Consider the following 15,942-nt stretch of genomic DNA (forward strand, 5'->3'; position numbering starts at 1 on the left):
TGGCCGGATCGGGACGCTCGTCGCCGTTCCGGGATCGCCAACTCGCCGTCCTGAGATCCGCAACTCGCCGTACGGATTCGGGCGACTCGCCGTCCCGATCGGGGCAACTCGCCGTCCAGGGCGGGGCAACTCGCGGTCATCGCAGCACCACCTCCCGGTAGCGGGCGCTGTCCAGCAACGCCGCGTGGTCTCCCGCCGTGGTCGTGCCGTCCGTGTCCAGGAGCACCACGCGGTCCGTCACCGCGAGCAGCGCGGGGCTCGTCGTCAGCAGGAGGGTGGTGCGGCCGGCTCGGTGCGCGCGCAGGCCCTCGGCGATCTCCGCCTCCGTGACGGCGTCGACGGCGGTCGTCGGGTCGTGCAGCACCAGCACGGGCGCGCCGGTGGCGAGTGCCCGGGCGAGTGCCACGCGCTGTCGCTGCCCGCCCGACAGCGAGCGGCCCTGCTCGGTGATCGCCGTCTCGACGCCGTCGGGCAGGGCCTCGGCGACCTGGTCGGCGCGGGCCGCGGCCATGGCGGTCGCGACCGCGTCGCCCCCAGCTGCCACGTTCTCCCACAGGGTGCCGGCGAACAGTTCCGCGTCGTGCGCCGAGACCACCACCGCGGCCCGGGCGGCCTGCGGGGGATAGGCGGTCAGGGCGACGCCGTCCAGCTCGACGGTTCCGCCCTCGGGGTCGACCTCGCGGGCGAGCAGGCGCATCAGCGCCGTCGCGGCGGCCGGATCCGCCGGGACGACGCCGACGATCTCCCCGGCGGGCACGTCGAGATCCAGTGCCGGCAGCGGGCCGTGCGCGAGGCCGCGCAGCCGCAGCGCGCCCGTGACCTGCGCCGGGGCCGGCCGATCACCGGCACCGACGGCGGGCGCGGCCGCGAGCACGTCCGCGACGCGCACCGCGGACGCCCTGGCCATGGCGAGCCAGCCCATGACCTCGCCGAACATCTCCAGCGGCCCCACCAGGAACTGGGCCAGCCCGACCGCCGACACCAGCTCGCCGACGCTGATCGTGCCCTCGGCCGCCATCCGGCCGCCGACCAGCGCGATCAGCGCCAGGAACAGCCCGTTGATGGCCAGCACCGCGCCGTCGAAGCGGGCCTGGGCGCGGGTGGCGCGCAGCGTCGCGCCGAGGGCGTCGCGGCTGGTGCGCCGGTAGCGGCGCACGGCGACGGGTTCGGCGCCGATCCCCTTGAGCACGCGCACCCCGGCCACGAGGTCGGCGGCGACGCCGCTCGCCAGCGCCGCCCGTTCCTGCTCCGGGCCGCTGCGCCTCTCCAGCGGCTTGCCCAGCAGGTGCACGGCGTAGAGCAGCGGCGGCGTGCCGAGCAGGATCAGCAGGCCCAGCGGCACGGAGATCCGCAGGAGCGCGACCGTCCCGACGGCGAGCGCGACGACCGCCGCGGCGCCCATGGGCAGCACGAACCCCATCACCGCCACGCGGAACGTGTCGGAGGTGGCGAGGTTGACCAGGCTCCCGGGCAGTCGACCGGTCTCGGCGCCACCGTGCGGGTCGAGCACGCGATCGGCGACCTGCAGCCGCAACCGTTGGTCCATCCGCTGCTCGGCGGCCTTCGCGACGCGCGCGCCGAACCGGTAGGACCACGACAGGAACAGGAAGTCGACGCCGAGCACGGCGATCCAGAACAGCAGGGCGCCCACGTCGCCCGTGGCGACGGCCGCGTCGATCACGACGCCCACCAGGACCGGGACCAGCGCCTCGCCCGCCTGGTGGCCGCACATGAGCAGGCCGGAGAGCCCCACCTGGCGTCGCTGCGAGCCGACGGCGTCGCGGAGGACGCGGCTCCCGGTGATCATCCCCGCCATGTTCGTAAGGTTATCCTCACCTGAGTCGAACGGAGCGGAGTGGCGCATGCGGGTGGTCGCGTTCGGGTACATGACGTGGGGGCGGCGCACCATCGAGGCGGTGCTCGACGCCGGCCACGAGGTGCCGCTGATCGTCACGCACCCGGAGAGCGACAACCCGTACGAGAAGATCTTCAACGAGTCGGTGGCCGAGCTCGCCGCCGACCACGGCATCCCGACGCTCGTGCGCGAACGCGCCGACGACGCCGAGGTGCGCGCCGCGATCGCCGCCGCGCAGGCCGACATCGTGGTCGTGTCGAACTGGCGCACCTGGCTCGCGCCGGAGGTGTTCTCGATCCCGCGCCTCGGCACGCTCAACGTGCACGACGCGCTGCTGCCCGCCTACGCGGGCTTCGCCCCGCTGAACTGGGCGCTGATCAACGACGAGCCCGAGGTCGGCGTCACCGCGCACATGATGAACGCCGAGTTCGACGCCGGCGACGTGGTGCTGCAGTACGCCACCCCGATCACGGACGCCGACACCGTCGTCGACCTCTTCGACCGCACCCTGGCCATGTTCGGGCCGATCACGGTCGACGCGCTGAAGCTGATCGAGTCCGGCGCGGCCCGGCCGCAGCCGCAGGACCGGCGGGCCGCGTCGTACTTCCACCGGCGCGGCGACGAGGAGAACCGCATCGACTTCGGCTGGCCGGCGCGCGACATCTTCAACCTGGTGCGCGCCCAGGTCGACCCGTACCCGAACGCCTACTGCTATCACGGCGACCAGCGGTTGCGGGTCCTTTCGGCCACCGTCACCGACGATGCGATCGGCGGCACCCCGGGCCGGATCGTGATCCGCCGCGGCCGCGGCGTCGTGATCGTCGCGGGGGCCGACGCGCGGCGCGGCCGCAACCGCGGCCTCGTGCTGCAGCGCGTGCGCACGGACGACGGACGCGAGTTCGACGCCGCGGAGTACTTCGAGCGCATGGGCGGCTACCTGACGAGCCACCCGGCCTGACCTCGCGAAGACTGTCGGTGTCCCGTGCTCTCCTTCCGGTGAGGAGGAGGTGGTGGACATGGCGTTCGTCCACGGCCACGCCCGCGCCACGGGCTGGGTGATGGCGCACGTCCGGGCGCCCAACCGGGCGCAGGAGGGGCAGCTCGCGCTGCTCCCGGCGCTGCTGCCCGCGCTCGCGGAGCGGATCCCGCGGCAGCGGCGGGGTTCGTCGCGGCCGGTGCCCGCGGCCGCGCACTCGCCCTGAGGTCTTGCCGCGGCCCTGTGGGAGGGCTTCGATCACCACGGTGGACGTCGTCGAGTTCCGCCCGAGCCCCGACCAGTACGCCTGGACGTTCGGCGGGGTCGCCCCGACGCACCGCATCAGGCCCGGCACCGTGCTGCGGCTCTGGACGGAGGACGCGTTCTCCGGCCGGCTCACCCGCACCACCGACCGGCCGAGCCAGGTGCTGAACATGGCCGAGGTCAACCCGCAGACCGGCCCGTTCTTCGTCGAGGGCGCGGAGCCGGGCGACACGCTCGCGCTGCACATCGTCGACCTCACCCCGGCGCGCGACTGGGCCGCGTCCACGACGATCCCGTTCTTCGGCGCGCTCACGGGCACCGACCGCACGGCGCTGCTGAACGAGCCGTTGCCCGAACGGACGTGGATCTACCAGCTCGACCGTGCCGCCGGCACCGTCCGGTTCGAGGCGGAGCGCAGCTCGCTGGTGATCGACCTGCCGGTGGCTCCGATGCTGGGCACCGTCGGGGTGGCACCGCCCGCGCGGGAGGTGCGGTCGAGCCTGGTGCCCGACACGTTCGGCGGCAACATGGACACCCCCGAGATGAAGCCCGGCACCACCTGCTACCTGGGCGTCAACGTCGAGGGTGCGCTGTTCTCCGTCGGCGACGGGCACTACCGGCAGGGCGAGGGCGAGAGCTGCGGCACGGCGGTCGAGGGCGCCATGGACGTCACGCTGATCGTCGAGCTGATCAAGGGCGGCTCCCCGCCGCCGTGGCCGCGGCTGGAGCACGACGACCACTACGCCGTCGTCGGTTCGGCGCGCCCGCTGGAGGACGCGTGGCGGGCCAGCCAGGTCGGCATGATCGGCTGGCTCGGCGAGCTGTACGGGCTCGACCGGCTCGACGCCTACCAGCTGCTCACACAGGTGAGCCGGGCGCCGCTGGCCAACGTCGTCGACGTCAACTACAGCGCGCTCACGCTGCTGGAGAAGGCGCTGCTGCCGCCGGCGTCGGCGTACGACGGGATGCACGCGCACCTGCGGTCGATCGCGGAAGGGCTGGTCTGATGGACCTCGGACTCAACGGGAAGGTCGCGCTCGTCACGGGCGGCACCAAGGGCATCGGACGGGCGATCGTCGAGGGGCTCGCCGCGGAGGGCGCCAGGGTGGCGTTCTGCGCGCGCACCGCCGAGGACGTCGACACGGCGCAGGCCGAGCTGACGGCCGACGGCGCCGAGGTCGCCGGCACGGCCGTCGACGTGGCCGACGGCACTGCGCTCGCGGCCTGGGTGGCCGCGTCGGCGGAGCGGTTCGGCGGCATCGACGTCGTCGTCGCGAACGTCAGCGCGCTGGCCATCGGGCCCGGCGAGGAGAACTGGCGGTCGAGCTTCGAGGTCGACCTCATGCACACCGTGCGGCTGGTGGAGGCCGCGCTGCCGCACCTGGAGGTCAGCGCGGCCCCGTCGATCATCGCGGTGTCCAGCGTGTCCGGCCGGGAGATCGACTTCGCCGACGGCTCGTACGGGGTGATGAAGGCGGCGATCGTGCACTACGTCTCCGGCCTGGCCCACGACCTGGCGGGGAAGGGCATCCGCGCCAACGTGGTCTCGCCCGGCAACGTCTACTTCGACGGCGGTGTCTGGCAGAACGTCGAGCAGGGCAACCCGTCGCTGTTCGAGGCGGCGATGGCGCTCAACCCGACCGGCCGGATGGGCACCCCGGACGAGACCGCCTACGCCGTGGTGATGCTGGCCAGCCCACGCGCGTCGAGGATCAGCGGCACCAACCTCGTCGTCGACGGGGCGTTGACGCGCGGCGTGCAGCTCTAGCGATCCCGGGTCGCGCACCAGCGCGCCCCGCCGAGACCGGCGACGACGAGCCCGGCCACGCACACGGCCGTCCAGCCGCCCTGCGCGAACGCGGAGGCGCCGACGACCGAGCCGACCATGCCGCCGCTGAACATCGAGACCATGTAGGCGGTGGTGATGCGGCCACGCGCGGCCGGGTCGAGCTGGTAGATGCGGTTCTGGTTGGAGATCTGCAGCGCCTGCACGGCCATGTCGAGCACCAGCAGCCCGGCGACGAACGCGACGAGCGAGCTTCCGCCCAGCCAGAGCAGCCCCCAGCCGGCCGCGACGAGGATCCAGCCCGCCGTGGTGGCGCGGGCGCCGTGCCCGCGGTCGGCGAACCGGCCGACGAGCGGCGCGGCCAGCGCGCCCGCGGCCCCGGCCAGCCCGAACAGGCCGATGACCGGGTCGGGGAGCCCGTAGTGGCCGGCGAGCAGGAACGCCGACGCCGTCCACGTGGCGGAGAAGCCGAACATGCCCAGCGCGCCGAGCAGCATCCGGTTGCGCAGCACCGGCTCAGCGCGCACGAGCCCGGCGATCGACCCGATCAGCGCGCCCAGGCCGCGCGGGTCCTTGCCGTCGCGGTCGGCGGGCAGCAGCCGCCATGCGACCACCGTCAGCACGGCCATGACCACCGCGGCCGCGACGAAGACGCTGCGCCAGCCGGCCGCGCCGGCCACGGCGCCCGACACCGTGCGCGCGAGCAGGATGCCGAGCAGCAGGCCGCCCATGACCGTGCCGGTGACCCGCCCGCGGTGCGCGGGATCGGCCAGCTGGGCCGCGAACGGCACGGCGACCTGGGCGGCCGCTGCTGCGATCCCGATCGCCGTCATCGCGACGACGAGCAGCCAGAACGCGGGCGTCACGGCTGCCAGCGCGAGGGTGGCGGCGGACGTCGCCAGGAGCGCCGTGACGAGGGTGCGTCGGGAGGTCCGGTCGCCGAGCGGGCCGCCGACGGCGAGGCCGGCGACGAACCCGAGTTGGGTCGCGGTGACCAGCAGCCCGGCGGCCGCGGGCCCGACCCCGAACTCGCGCGCGATGGTGTCGAGCAGCGGCTGGACGTAGTAGATGCTCCCGGCGGCCAGCGCGGCGATGACGGCGAGGGTGAGCGTGGTCCGGCGGTCGACGCCCGGCCGGGTGCAGGCGGTGGTGGACATGGCGACAAGTCAACCAACCAGTTGGCTGGTCTGTCAACCAACTAGTTGGTGGTAGTGTATGCGCATGGCGAGGGATCCGGCTGACACCCGTCGCAAGCTGCTCGACGCGGCCCGCCACGAGTTCGCGCGGCACGGGTCGGCCGGTGCCCGGGTCGATCGCATCGCGGCCGCGGCCGGCGTCAACAAGGAACGCATCTACGGCCACTTCGGCAACAAGGACGACCTGTTCGCCGCCGCGCTCGCCGACTCGATGCGCGACATCACCCGCGAGCTGGAGACCGGTGACGACCAGGACCTCGGCGCCTACGTGGCGCACAAGCTGGCCTTCCACGCCGAGCACCCGGACGTCGCCCGGCTGGTCATGTGGGAGACCCTCGAGCGGGCCGACGCGCCGATCGTCGCGGAGGAGGAGCGCCGCGCGGTCTACGCGCGCAAGGTGACGGCGTTCGCCGAGATGCTGGGCATCGACGAGCACGAGGCGCGCTACGCGGTGCTCGTCGGGCTCGCGCTGGGCACGCTGGAGCGGGTGTTCCCGCACCTGGTGACGATGATCGCCGGCGACGCCGACGGCACGGTCGACCGGGCCGAGCTGCGGGCGCAGCTCAGCGCCGCCGCGTCCCGCGCGTTCACGTCTGTGCCGTCAGCTGCTGCAGACCCACGACCCTGAGCAGGTCGAGCGCCTCGGCGCTGCGGGTGCCGGGTTCCGCGGAGTAGACGATCAGCTCCTGGTCGTCCTCGGGCACGTGCAGGCGCTCGCAGTCGAGGACGATCGGGCCGAGCTCGGGATGGCGGATCGTCTTCTGCTCGTCCGGGCGCCCTTTGACCTCGCGGCGCTCCCAGTGTTCGACGAACCGCGGGCTCCGCCTCAGCAGGGTGGCGATCAGCCGCTGCATGCCGGGGTCGTCGGGGTAGCGGGCAGCGGCCCGGCGCAGGCCCGCCACCAGGTGACCGTCCATGCGGTCGCGGTCCGCCTCGTCCAGGCCGACGCGGCGCTCGCCGCTGACGAACGCGATCCACACGATGTTGCGCTCGGCCCGCGGGACGGCCGAGAAGTCGCCGAGCAGCGCGGCGGCCATCGGGTTCCACGCCAGCACGTCGGTCTTCGCGTCGACGAGCAGGGCGGGCAGGTCGGTGAACCGGTCGAGCAGGCGCAGCACGCTGGGGCGCACGATGCTGCGGATTCGGCCGGGCAACGGCGGGCTGGCCCCGGCGAGGCGGAAGAGGTGCTCGCGCTCGGCGTCGGACAGGCGGAGGGCGCGCGCCAGGCTGCCGAGCACGGCCTCCGACGGGTGCGGGCCGCGGCGCTGCTCCAGCCGGGTCAGGTAGTCGACGGACACCCCGGCCAGCTGCGCGACCTCCTCGCGGCGCAGGCCGGGCGTGCGCCGGTGCAGACCGGCGGGCAGGCCGACGTCGGCGGGGGTGATGCGCTCGCGCCACACCCGCAGGGCGGCGCCCAGCTCCACTCGGTCCATGCGTCCAGCATGCCCCGCGGCGCGCGGACGTGCCTGGTACTGCTGATCCCTGGCGGAGCTCCGGCCGGCGCCGCACGGTGATCGCATGACGGAAACGACGATCGCGCTGGTCACCGGCGCGAACAAGGGGCTCGGCCGGGAGACGGTCCGCCGCCTCGCCGAGCTGGGCTGGACGGTGCTGCTCGGCAGCCGCGACGCCGAACGCGGCGCCGCGACCGCGGCCGAACTCGGCGGCGACGTGCACGCCGTCCCGATCGACGTGACCGACGACGACTCCGTCGCCGCCGCCGCGAAGGAGATCGAACGGCGGTGGGGCCGGCTGGACGTGCTGGTCAACAACGCGGGCATCACCGGCGAGCGGGTCGGCGCGCTCGACACCACCGCCGAGCACCTGCGGACGGTGTTCGAGACCAACACGTTCGGCCCGGTGCGGGTCACGCACGCGATGCTGCCGCTGCTGGAGCGCTCGGCCGCGCCGCGGATCGTGATGGTCTCCAGCGGGATGGGCTCGATCGCCGTCACCAGCGACCCGGAGCGGCTGGAGTCGACCATCGTCGCGCTCGGCTACCCGTCGTCCAAGACCGCGCTCAACATGATCACGACGCAGTACGCGAAGGCCCTGCCGCGGTTCCGCGTCAACGTCGCCGACCCCGGCTACACCGCCACCGACCTCAACGGCAACAGCGGCCACCAGACCGTCACCGAGGGCACCGACGCGATCGTCGCGCTCGCCACCGCCGCGCCGGACGGGCCGACGGGGACGTTCGTCGACCGCCATGGAACCGTGCCCTGGTAATCCGCTCGCGCCCGCCGTCGCGGTGTAGGACGGTGCGGTCATGGCCAAGACCGCACGGGCGGACATGTTCCTCGACCTCGCCGACGACCCCCGCGAGGTGCGCCCGCCGATGACCGACGAGCGCAGCACCCTGGTCGGCTACCTGCGCGACCAGCGCCTCACCCTGGAGATCAAGTGCACCGGCCTGGACGCGGCCGGGATGGCGGCGCGCTCGGTGCCGCCGTCGACGCTGTCGCTGCTGGGGCTCGTCCGCCACCTCGCCGACGTCGAGCGGAGCTGGTTCCGCCGCTACATGGCCGGCGAGGACGCACCGCCGCGCTACTCCTCGGCCGAGGACCCGGACGGCGACTTCGACGGCGCCGTCGCCGACCCCGCGGTCGTCGAGGAGGCGTGGGCCGCGTGGCGGGAGGAGTGCGCGTGGACCGACGCGTTCGTCGCGGCCGCGCCCGACCTGGAGGTGCCGGGCAGCCGCCCGTCGGACATGCACACGAACCTGCGGCAGGTGCTGATCCACATGATCGAGGAGTACGCCCGGCACAACGGCCACGCCGACCTCCTGCGCGAGCTCGTGGACGGTCGTGTCGGGCAGTGACTCGATGACGTCACACACCGAGTGCGGTCCTCACACATGCTGCAACGTGTGTGACGTCCCTACTGGATGTGTGACGTCGTCGTCCGGCGGGCCCACGCCCGCCGGCGTGCTCAGGCCGGGTAGAGGCCGAACGCGAAGCCCTGGTCGTCGACGCAGGAGGCGATCGGGTCGTGGCCGCGCTCGCTCACCTCGTCCACCCGGCCGCCCGCCGCCGTGACCGCCGTCAGCGCCGCGTCCAGGTCGTCGACGACGAAGAGCGGCACGACCGCGGCCTCCGGTCCCGCTGCCAGCCCGGCCATGGGACGCAGCGGCGCGCCGGCGCGGAACGGGTGCCAGTAGCCCGGGTCGGTGCCGGGCAGGTACTGCACGCCCAGCGTCGACCCGTAGAACGCGCGGGCGCGGGCGACGTCGGGCACCCGCAGCTCGACGTACCCGAGCGCGCCGGACGCCTGGCCCGGTACCGGCCCGCCGACGGCCTGGTTGACCGCGAACGGCACCCCCTGGTCGTCGACGCACTGCGCGAGCGGCCCGTACGGGGTCGGCGCCACGTCCTGCGCGGTTCCGCCGGCCGCGCGCACCACCGCGACCGCGGCCTCGGCGTCCTCGACGGCGTAGCAGCAGAAGAGCGTCGGCGTGCCGGTGGTCGACCAGATGCCCAGGTGCCCGGGCAGGTTCGTCACCTGCACGCCGGCGCCGTCGTGGTCCGCGGCGAACGCCCAGCCCAGCACCGCGCCGAAGAACCGGGTGGCCCGCTCGACGTCGCGCACCCACAGCGACGCGTAGGTGAGGTCGCCGGCGCCGAGCGCCGGCACCGCCTGCACGATCATCAGCCGGTTGCCGGAGTCGTCGAGCACGACCCCGCCGCGCCCGTACGGCTCGTCCTGGACGGGCCGCTCCACGCTGGCCCCCGCGGCGACGGCTGCGGCGAACGCCGCATCCGGATCGGGCACCTCGATGCGCACCGAGCCCGTCGGCCCGCCGCGCTCGGCAGGCGACAGGATGTCGATGTCGGGGTTCGAGTCGGCGAGCATCAGCACGCTGTCGCCGATGGTGATCTCGGCGTGCGCGATGCGGCCGTCCTCCCGCGGGAAGGGCTCGCCGCGGAGCACGCCGTCGAACGCGGCCACGTAGAAGTCGATGGCAGCGGCCGTGTCGCGGACGCGCAGGTAGGGGGTCAGCGTGTGCGGTCGCACGGTGCTGGCCGGGCGGGTCTCGGTCGTGGTCACAGGTGTCTCCGATGCAGGTGCGAGCACCTCGCGCTCCAGCCGGGCGCGCAGCGCGGCGGCGAACGCCGGGTCGGGGTCGACGGGCACGATCGGTTCGCGCAGCTCGTCGAACGGGCTGGTCATGCGATTCCCCCGATCCGGCGGTACTCCCGGCGGAAGGCCGCGCGGGAGCGGGCGAGCAGCGACTCGGTGGCCGGCACCGTGCGCCGCAGCGCCCGCGCCACCTCGCCGACGCCGAGGCCGTCGAGGTAGTGCAGGGTCAGCGCGGCCCGGTGCAGGCCGTCGAGGGCGGCGAGCACGTCGTGCGCGACCAGCACGTCGATGCGCTCGTCCCACGGGTCGGAATCGGGCTCCGGCTCGTGCGCGACGGCCGTCAGTCCGCGGCGCTCGCGCTCCGCGGACCGCCAGTGGTCGACGAGCTTGTGCCGGGCGATCCCGACCAGCCACGCCGTGCTCGGTGCGGGCGGCGGCACCCGGCGACAGGCCGTGACGGCGGCGAGGAACGTCTCCGCCGTCAGGTCCTCCGCGAGTGCGGTGCCCCCGCACCGGGCCAGGAGGTAGCCGTAGACCTGCGGCAGCGCGGCGTCGTACAGCTCGAGCAAGGCCGTGCCCGCGTCCGGTCGGACGTTCTCCCTGCCGCTCACGACCCTTCATCGCCGGGGAGCCGGCAGTTCCGTCGCGGATTCACCCGATCGTCGTATCAGCCCAGCACCGCTTCCAGGGCTGCCCGGGTGTCGACGTGCAGCTTCGCGCAGGCGCGGTAGAGGTGGCCCTCCACCGTCCGCACCGAGACGACGAGCCGCGCCGCGATCTCCTTGTTGCTCATCCCGCCGGCGGCGAGCGAGGTCACCTCGCGTTCGCGGGCGGTCAACGGGAGCGGTCGCGCGGCCGCGCGCAGCGCCGGGGTGACGGCGCCGCCACAGCGCCGGGCGAGCTCCTCCGCGCGGGCCGCCGAGGCGATGGCCGACCCGCGCGCGCCCGCGCGGTGGTGGGCGGCCGCGGCCTGGGCGACGGCGTCCGCGGCAGCGGGCAGCGCCCCGCGCTCGGCCAGCCGGCGTGCGACGGTGTCGAGGGCAGGGCCGTCGTCGTCCGCGAGCGCCCCGGCGTGGGCGGCGGCCAGGTCGGCGCCCGGGACGGTGTCGGCGAGGGCGGCCAGCCGGGCCGCGCCGCCGGGGTCGCCGAACCGGACGGCCGCGTGCAGCGCCGCCACCTCGGCGTCGCGGTCGGCGTCGTCGCGGGCGAGCACGGCCGCGTGCCGGGCGTGCGCCGCGGCCTCGGACACCGCACCCGCGGCCGCCGCGGCCCACGCGCGGGCGATCAGGTGCTGGCGCCGGCACCCCGTGCTGAGCGCCAGTGCGGCCGCGGCGCCTGCGGCGTCGCCGCGCATGCCGAGCACCACGGCGAACTGCAGCTGGATCGGGCCGGTGGGCGCGCCGTCCGCGGTGTTGACGGCGACGGCGTCGCGCAGGGCGCGGGTGGCGGCGTCGAGCCGGCCGCGGGCGGCGAGCGCGGCCGCCGTCGCGACGGCGTCGGCCACGGGCGGGCGCGGCGCGGGCAGCGGGGCAGCGCCGAGGCGGCGCATGCGGATGGTCCCCGCGCGCTCGCGCACCAGCCGGCCCAGCAGCGGCACGGTCAGCGTGACCAGCCCGTCCTGCTCGCGGAGCAGCCCGGCCCGTTCGGCGGTCTCGACGGCGGTCGCGCCGACGAGCCGGTCCAGCTCGCCGGGCCGGACGGACCCGCGCGCGGCCACCACCTCGACGGCGGGGCACGCGGCCGCGTCGACGGGCAGGTGCGCGTCGAGCAGGTCGACGGTGCGCGGTGAGAGCTCCGGCTCCCCCGTCCACAGCCACACGCCGGCCACCCGGCGCAGTCGCCCCGCCGCGGTCTCGTCCGCCACGAGGGAGCGCACCAGCGCCAGGTCGCCGCCGGTGAGCTCGTGCAGCCGGGCCGCGGTGCCGGACTCGACCTGGTCGCCGAGCCCGGCCTCCAGCAGCTCGTGCAGCTGCGCAGGCGCCGGCACGTCGACGTCGACGCGCTCCAGGCGGCCGTCCTTCCACAGGTCCACGAGCGGCCCGGCCGTCCGCGCGGTGACGATCACCGGCACCGCCCGCGTGGCGACCAGCCGGTGCACCAGCGCGAGCGACGCCGGGTCGAGCAGGTGGGCGTCGTCCACGGCCAGCACGCCGCGGCACCGGGCGGCGACCTGCTCGGCGGCTGCCGTGACCTCGGCGGACGCGCTCAGCGCGGCGAACGCACCCAGCGGGACGGTCGCTCCGGCCGCGGTCGCGGTGACCCACGCGCCGGGCCCGTGCCGCTCCGCGGTGGCCGCGAGCAGCTCGCGGGCGAACCGGGTGCGCCCGCTGCCGGCCGGTCCGGTGACCAGCACGCCCGGACGGTGCCGCAGTGCTGCCGCCGCGGCCCGCACCCGCTCGGCCGCACCACCGCTGAACGTCCACTCCGCCATCGGGGCTCCCTCCGCGTCTACAGCGGGGCAGAGCGGTCGGATCGGCCGGTTGATGCGTCCGTCCGGGTGATTCCCGGGATCAGCGCTGGACCGCCGGTGCTCTCGAACCGTGCGATGCCCGGGTACCGGTGCAAGGAGGAGTTCGTGATCGACGACGCGACGACGGCTCGGCTCGTGTCCGCGGCCGCCGCGGGCGACGAGGCGGCGTGGGACGCGCTCGTCGACGCGTACACGGGCATGCTCTGGGCGATCGCGCGCAGCTTCCGGCTCGACCAGGCCGACGCCGGCGACGCTGTCCAGACGACCTGGCTGCGGCTCGTCGAGAACCTGGACCGCATCGAGGACCCGAGGCGGCTACCCGGCTGGCTCGCCACCACCGTGCGCCGCGAGTGCCTGCGCATCCTGCGCCGCGGCGGCCGGGAGGCGCCGGGCGGCGAGGACTGGTCGGACGTGCTGGTCGCCGACACCCCGCCCGTCGACGCGGCCCTGCTCGCCGACGAGCGCGACGCCGCCCTGTGGCGGGCCCTGCAGGCGCTGGGGGAGCGCTGCCAGCAGCTGCTGCGGGTGCTGATGGCGACGCCGCCGCCGTCGTACGCCGCGGTCTCGGCTGCGTTGGGCATCCCGGTCGGGAGCATCGGGCCCAGCCGCGGGCGCTGCCTCGACCAGCTGCGCCGGATCGCCGCCGGTGACGACCTGCTCGACCTGCAGGAGCGGTTGTGACCAGCCCGGACGACGCGTTCCTGGAACGCCTGCGCGGCATCGCCGCCGCCGTCGACCCGCCCCCGGAGCTGGTGACTGCCATGGCCCGGACGGCCTTCACGACCCGCCGCCTGGACGAGGAGCTGGCCGAGCTCGTGCTCGACTCGGCGGAGGCACTCACCTCGGTCCGCTCCGGCACCGCCGACGTGCGGGTGCTGTCCTTCGAGGCCGGCGACGTCACGGTCGAGGTGCAGGTGCAGGAGGGGCCACGGGGCCGGGAGCTGCGCGGCCTCGTCGACGGCACGCAGGTCGAGACCGTCACGGTCGAGTTCGGTGCCGCGGAACAGCTGGTCGTCGCCGTGGACGAGGACGGCTGGTTCACCGCCGCTCCGGTGGTGGCCGGGCCGGTGCGACTGCGGCTGGGTGCCGTCGTGACGACGTGGGTGGTGCTCTGAAGCCGATCAGGTGGTGACGGCGACCTCCCGCTCCTCCGGTCCCGTCACCGGCTCGGGCGCCTCGCCGCGCACCAGCACGGACTCCATCCGCTCCCGGTCGAGCTGGCCCTCCGACTTCGCCACGACGAACGTCGCCACGCAGTTGCCGAGCAGGTTCACCACCACGCGCATCGAGTCCATGAGCCGGTCCGCGCCGAGCAGCAGCGCCACCCCGGCGACCGGGGAACGCGCCGATCGCCGCGGCCGTCGCCGAGAGGGCGAGGAACGACGAACCGGGCACCCCGGCCATGCCCTTGGACGTGAGCATGAGGACGCCGACGGCGGCCAGCTGCTGCCCGAGCGTCATCTCGACGCCGAACGCCTGGGCGAGGAACACCGTGCTGATCGCGAGGTAGAGGGTGGCGCCGTCGAGGTTGAACGAGTAGCCGGTGGGCACGACGAGCCCGGTGGTGGCGCGGGAGCAGCCGGCGTCGGTGAGTTTCGCCATGATCCGCGGCAGCACCGACTCCGTCGACGCCGTGCCGAGGGCGAGCAGGAACTCCTCGCGGGCGTAGCGCAGGAACCGCCACAGCGACACTCCCGCGTACCAGCGCGAGATGGCGGCCAGCACCAGCACGAACAGCGCGCCGGCGCCGTAGCAGGCGCCGATGAGGGCGGCGTAGGTGCCGAGCGTCGCGATGCCGTACTGGCCGATGATGAACGCCATCGCGCCGAACGCGCCGATCGGCGCCACCCGCATCACCCAGCGCATGACGACGAAGATCGTGTGCTGCACCTGCTCGATGAACCCGAACACCACGGGCGCCCGTTCCGGCCCGACGAGGGACAGCGCGCAGCCGAAGATGACGGCGAAGAACAGCACCTGCAGGAGGCTGTTCTGCGCGAACGCGCCGACGATGCTGTCGGGGATCACGTTGAGCAGGAATTCGGCGGTGGAGGGGAGGTGCCCGCCGGCCGTCTTCGCCGCCACCGCGCCCGGGTCGAGGGTGGCCGGGTCGATCGCGAGCCCGGCGCCCGGACGCAGCAGGTTGGCCACCGCCAGTCCGAAGACCAGCGCGAACGTGGTGACGATCTCGAAGTAGACGATCGCCTTCAACCCGATCCGGCCCACCGAGCGCAGGTCGCCGACCGCCGCGATGCCCGTGACGACGACGCAGAACACCAGCGGCGCGATGATCATCTTGATGAGCCGGATGAACCCGTCGCCGAGCGGCTTCAGCGCGCCGCCGATCTGCGGCCAGAAGTGGCCGATCAGCACGCCCGCCACGACCGCGACGAGCAGGTGGACGAACAGCGACTGGTACCAGCGAGGCTTCGACACGGTCGGAACCTAGGTCGCCCACATTCCGACGGCGTTAACTACATCGAACACAAACCATCTCGGGCCGCCCCAACCGTTTGCGGGTCTGCCGGGTCGTCCACGGGGGAGGGGTGGCATGCGTTTCGGTGGGGACCTGGCGGTCGTGCGGTGGTTCTGGGCGGTCGGCGTGCCGGCGGTGTCGGCGGGGCTCGTCGTCGGGAGCGGGTTGTTGAGCGTGCAGGGACCGGACGTGCTCGCCGCGACCGCACCGGGCCGCGTCGTCATCACACTGATCGGGCTGGCCGGCTACTGCGTCGCCCTGTTTTCGCAGCTGCGCTACACCAACGTCATCGTGTTCTTCGGCGCCTTCCTGGCCTTGTTCACGGGCCTGAACCTGCTCAGCGGCGCCGTCACCGACGACGCCCTGCACCAGCGCGGCGAGCTGACGAGCTGCACGGTCCGCACCGTGCTGCCCGTCTCGGTCACGTCGAGCGACTCGGAGGGCCGCACCCAGACCCGCATCCGCTACGCCTACGACCTGGACTGCGCCGTGCCCACCGTCACAGCCATGTCGACCGACCGCCGCGTCGCCGCCCCCGGCGACCGCATCGACGTGCTCTACGACCCGTGGCACCGCCTGGACCCCCGTATCCCCGACGGCGACGAGGACTCGCAGTGGCTGCCGGGCCTGCTGCTGCTCGCCCTCGCCGCCGGCCTGCGTCTGCTGTGCGAGTACGGCGTGTGGCCGTTCCGCGCGCACTGGTGACAGCCGTTCCGGTCTTTCTCGGGGCTCCGCCCCGAACCCCGGCCCTCCTCTGGTGGGGCGGGAAACCGCGGTCGGCTCCACCGCCGATCGGTCGCCCTGTCGGGATGCCACAGCCCCGGCCGACGCGCAAACGA

Annotated in this window: 17 protein-coding genes; 10 read left to right on the forward strand and 7 right to left on the reverse strand. The window is 74.5% G+C overall.

The genetic code is table 11. The annotated features are described in order from the left end of the window. Nucleotides 1-136: 136 nt before the first annotated feature. Nucleotides 137-1,816 (reverse strand): ABC transporter ATP-binding protein, encoded by a 1,680-nt coding sequence (locus ACQEVB_RS34600; RefSeq protein WP_432981846.1) that lies wholly within the window; start codon nucleotides 1,814-1,816, stop codon nucleotides 137-139. A gap of 46 nt (nucleotides 1,817-1,862) precedes the next feature. Between ACQEVB_RS34600 and ACQEVB_RS34605 the strand changes: the two genes are divergently transcribed. Genes ACQEVB_RS34605 through ACQEVB_RS34620 form a run of 4 tightly spaced genes read left to right on the forward strand, consistent with a single transcriptional unit; the run spans nucleotide 1,863 to nucleotide 4,863 of the window. After that, on the forward strand, nucleotides 1,863-2,813 hold the full coding sequence (locus ACQEVB_RS34605; protein WP_432981849.1) for a methionyl-tRNA formyltransferase: 951 nt from the start codon (nucleotides 1,863-1,865) through the stop codon (nucleotides 2,811-2,813). A 58-nt stretch (nucleotides 2,814-2,871) separates the two neighbouring features. Further along, on the forward strand, nucleotides 2,872-3,057 hold the full coding sequence (locus ACQEVB_RS34610; protein WP_432981852.1) for a hypothetical protein: 186 nt from the start codon (nucleotides 2,872-2,874) through the stop codon (nucleotides 3,055-3,057). 40 nt (nucleotides 3,058-3,097) lie between these two features. After that, complete coding sequence (locus tag ACQEVB_RS34615; protein ID WP_432981855.1) at nucleotides 3,098-4,102, forward strand: acetamidase/formamidase family protein; 1,005 nt, start codon at nucleotides 3,098-3,100, stop codon at nucleotides 4,100-4,102. Beyond that, nucleotides 4,102-4,863, forward strand: a complete 762-nt coding sequence (locus ACQEVB_RS34620; protein ID WP_432981858.1) for an SDR family NAD(P)-dependent oxidoreductase — start codon at nucleotides 4,102-4,104, stop codon at nucleotides 4,861-4,863. Before ACQEVB_RS34615 ends, ACQEVB_RS34620 begins: the two co-directional genes overlap by 1 nt. Here the strand turns inward: ACQEVB_RS34620 and ACQEVB_RS34625 are convergent. Continuing rightward, on the reverse strand, nucleotides 4,860-6,038 hold the full coding sequence (locus ACQEVB_RS34625) for an MFS transporter (RefSeq protein WP_432981861.1): 1,179 nt from the start codon (nucleotides 6,036-6,038) through the stop codon (nucleotides 4,860-4,862). The two genes, ACQEVB_RS34620 and ACQEVB_RS34625, sit on opposite strands and share 4 nt — an antisense overlap. Nucleotides 6,039-6,102: 64 nt before the next feature. Here ACQEVB_RS34625 and ACQEVB_RS34630 point away from each other — a divergent pair, with 64 nt between their 5' ends. Continuing rightward, nucleotides 6,103-6,705, forward strand: a complete 603-nt coding sequence (locus ACQEVB_RS34630; protein WP_432981864.1) for a TetR/AcrR family transcriptional regulator — start codon at nucleotides 6,103-6,105, stop codon at nucleotides 6,703-6,705. Here the strand turns inward: ACQEVB_RS34630 and ACQEVB_RS34635 are convergent. Next, nucleotides 6,665-7,510, reverse strand: a complete 846-nt coding sequence (locus tag ACQEVB_RS34635; RefSeq protein ID WP_432981867.1) for a helix-turn-helix transcriptional regulator — start codon at nucleotides 7,508-7,510, stop codon at nucleotides 6,665-6,667. The two genes, ACQEVB_RS34630 and ACQEVB_RS34635, sit on opposite strands and share 41 nt — an antisense overlap. Before the next feature lie 85 nt (nucleotides 7,511-7,595). On the opposite strand from ACQEVB_RS34635, the gene ACQEVB_RS34640 reads away from it, so the two are divergent. Together ACQEVB_RS34640 and ACQEVB_RS34645 are read left to right on the forward strand one after the other, a co-directional pair. Beyond that, nucleotides 7,596-8,306, forward strand: a complete 711-nt coding sequence (locus ACQEVB_RS34640; protein ID WP_432981870.1) for an SDR family NAD(P)-dependent oxidoreductase — start codon at nucleotides 7,596-7,598, stop codon at nucleotides 8,304-8,306. Between the two features lie 40 nt (nucleotides 8,307-8,346). Continuing rightward, a complete protein-coding gene (locus tag ACQEVB_RS34645; RefSeq protein WP_432981873.1) occupies nucleotides 8,347-8,898 on the forward strand; it encodes a DinB family protein in 552 nt (183 codons plus the stop codon). A 110-nt stretch (nucleotides 8,899-9,008) separates the two neighbouring features. Here the strand turns inward: ACQEVB_RS34645 and ACQEVB_RS34650 are convergent, their stop codons facing one another. The 3 genes from ACQEVB_RS34650 to ACQEVB_RS34660 are packed head-to-tail and all read right to left on the reverse strand — an operon-like array spanning nucleotide 9,009 to nucleotide 12,588. Then, complete coding sequence (locus ACQEVB_RS34650) at nucleotides 9,009-10,247, reverse strand: VOC family protein (protein WP_432981876.1); 1,239 nt, start codon at nucleotides 10,245-10,247, stop codon at nucleotides 9,009-9,011. After that, entirely contained in the window at nucleotides 10,244-10,768 is a 525-nt protein-coding gene (locus ACQEVB_RS34655; protein WP_432981879.1) for an RNA polymerase sigma factor, read from the reverse strand. Before ACQEVB_RS34655 ends, ACQEVB_RS34650 begins: the two co-directional genes overlap by 4 nt. Nucleotides 10,769-10,824: 56 nt before the next feature. Continuing rightward, nucleotides 10,825-12,588, reverse strand: a complete 1,764-nt coding sequence (locus tag ACQEVB_RS34660) for a helix-turn-helix transcriptional regulator (protein WP_432981882.1) — start codon at nucleotides 12,586-12,588, stop codon at nucleotides 10,825-10,827. A gap of 144 nt (nucleotides 12,589-12,732) precedes the next feature. Here ACQEVB_RS34660 and ACQEVB_RS34665 point away from each other — a divergent pair, with 144 nt between their 5' ends. Continuing rightward, on the forward strand, nucleotides 12,733-13,308 hold the full coding sequence (locus ACQEVB_RS34665) for an RNA polymerase sigma factor (RefSeq protein ID WP_432981885.1): 576 nt from the start codon (nucleotides 12,733-12,735) through the stop codon (nucleotides 13,306-13,308). Continuing rightward, the gene (locus ACQEVB_RS34670; RefSeq protein WP_432981888.1) at nucleotides 13,305-13,742 is read left to right on the forward strand and encodes a hypothetical protein; all 438 of its coding nucleotides are present in this window, start codon (nucleotides 13,305-13,307) and stop codon (nucleotides 13,740-13,742) included. Before ACQEVB_RS34665 ends, ACQEVB_RS34670 begins: the two co-directional genes overlap by 4 nt. Here the strand turns inward: ACQEVB_RS34670 and ACQEVB_RS34675 are convergent. After that, entirely contained in the window at nucleotides 13,666-15,063 is a 1,398-nt protein-coding gene (locus ACQEVB_RS34675) for a cation:dicarboxylate symporter family transporter (protein WP_432981891.1), read from the reverse strand. The two genes, ACQEVB_RS34670 and ACQEVB_RS34675, sit on opposite strands and share 77 nt — an antisense overlap. Nucleotides 15,064-15,178: 115 nt before the next feature. Here ACQEVB_RS34675 and ACQEVB_RS34680 point away from each other — a divergent pair, with 115 nt between their 5' ends. After that, nucleotides 15,179-15,808: a hypothetical protein gene (locus ACQEVB_RS34680; RefSeq protein ID WP_432981894.1), complete on the forward strand. Its 630-nt coding sequence runs from the start codon at nucleotides 15,179-15,181 to the stop codon at nucleotides 15,806-15,808. The last annotated feature ends 134 nt before the right edge of the window (nucleotides 15,809-15,942 follow it).

This window comes from Pseudonocardia sp. CA-107938, assembly GCF_050936315.1.
Lineage (GTDB): Bacteria > Actinomycetota > Actinomycetes > Mycobacteriales > Pseudonocardiaceae > Pseudonocardia.

Excerpts from the sequence above, each read along its gene's own strand:
- ACQEVB_RS34625 (WP_432981861.1), bottom strand. The coding sequence starts at position 6,038 with ATGTCCACCACCGCCTGCACCCGGCCGGGCGTCGACCGCCGGACCACG.
- ACQEVB_RS34680 (WP_432981894.1), top strand. The coding sequence starts at position 15,179 with ATGCGTTTCGGTGGGGACCTGGCGGTCGTGCGGTGGTTCTGGGCGGTC.
- ACQEVB_RS34660 (WP_432981882.1), bottom strand. The coding sequence starts at position 12,588 with ATGGCGGAGTGGACGTTCAGCGGTGGTGCGGCCGAGCGGGTGCGGGCC.
- ACQEVB_RS34605 (WP_432981849.1), top strand. The coding sequence starts at position 1,863 with ATGCGGGTGGTCGCGTTCGGGTACATGACGTGGGGGCGGCGCACCATC.
- ACQEVB_RS34640 (WP_432981870.1), top strand. The coding sequence starts at position 7,596 with ATGACGGAAACGACGATCGCGCTGGTCACCGGCGCGAACAAGGGGCTC.
- ACQEVB_RS34610 (WP_432981852.1), top strand. The coding sequence starts at position 2,872 with ATGGCGTTCGTCCACGGCCACGCCCGCGCCACGGGCTGGGTGATGGCG.
- ACQEVB_RS34635 (WP_432981867.1), bottom strand. The coding sequence starts at position 7,510 with ATGGACCGAGTGGAGCTGGGCGCCGCCCTGCGGGTGTGGCGCGAGCGC.
- ACQEVB_RS34600 (WP_432981846.1), bottom strand. The coding sequence starts at position 1,816 with ATGGCGGGGATGATCACCGGGAGCCGCGTCCTCCGCGACGCCGTCGGC.
- ACQEVB_RS34630 (WP_432981864.1), top strand. The coding sequence starts at position 6,103 with ATGGCGAGGGATCCGGCTGACACCCGTCGCAAGCTGCTCGACGCGGCC.
- ACQEVB_RS34620 (WP_432981858.1), top strand. The coding sequence starts at position 4,102 with ATGGACCTCGGACTCAACGGGAAGGTCGCGCTCGTCACGGGCGGCACC.
- ACQEVB_RS34650 (WP_432981876.1), bottom strand. The coding sequence starts at position 10,247 with ATGACCAGCCCGTTCGACGAGCTGCGCGAACCGATCGTGCCCGTCGAC.
- ACQEVB_RS34645 (WP_432981873.1), top strand. The coding sequence starts at position 8,347 with ATGGCCAAGACCGCACGGGCGGACATGTTCCTCGACCTCGCCGACGAC.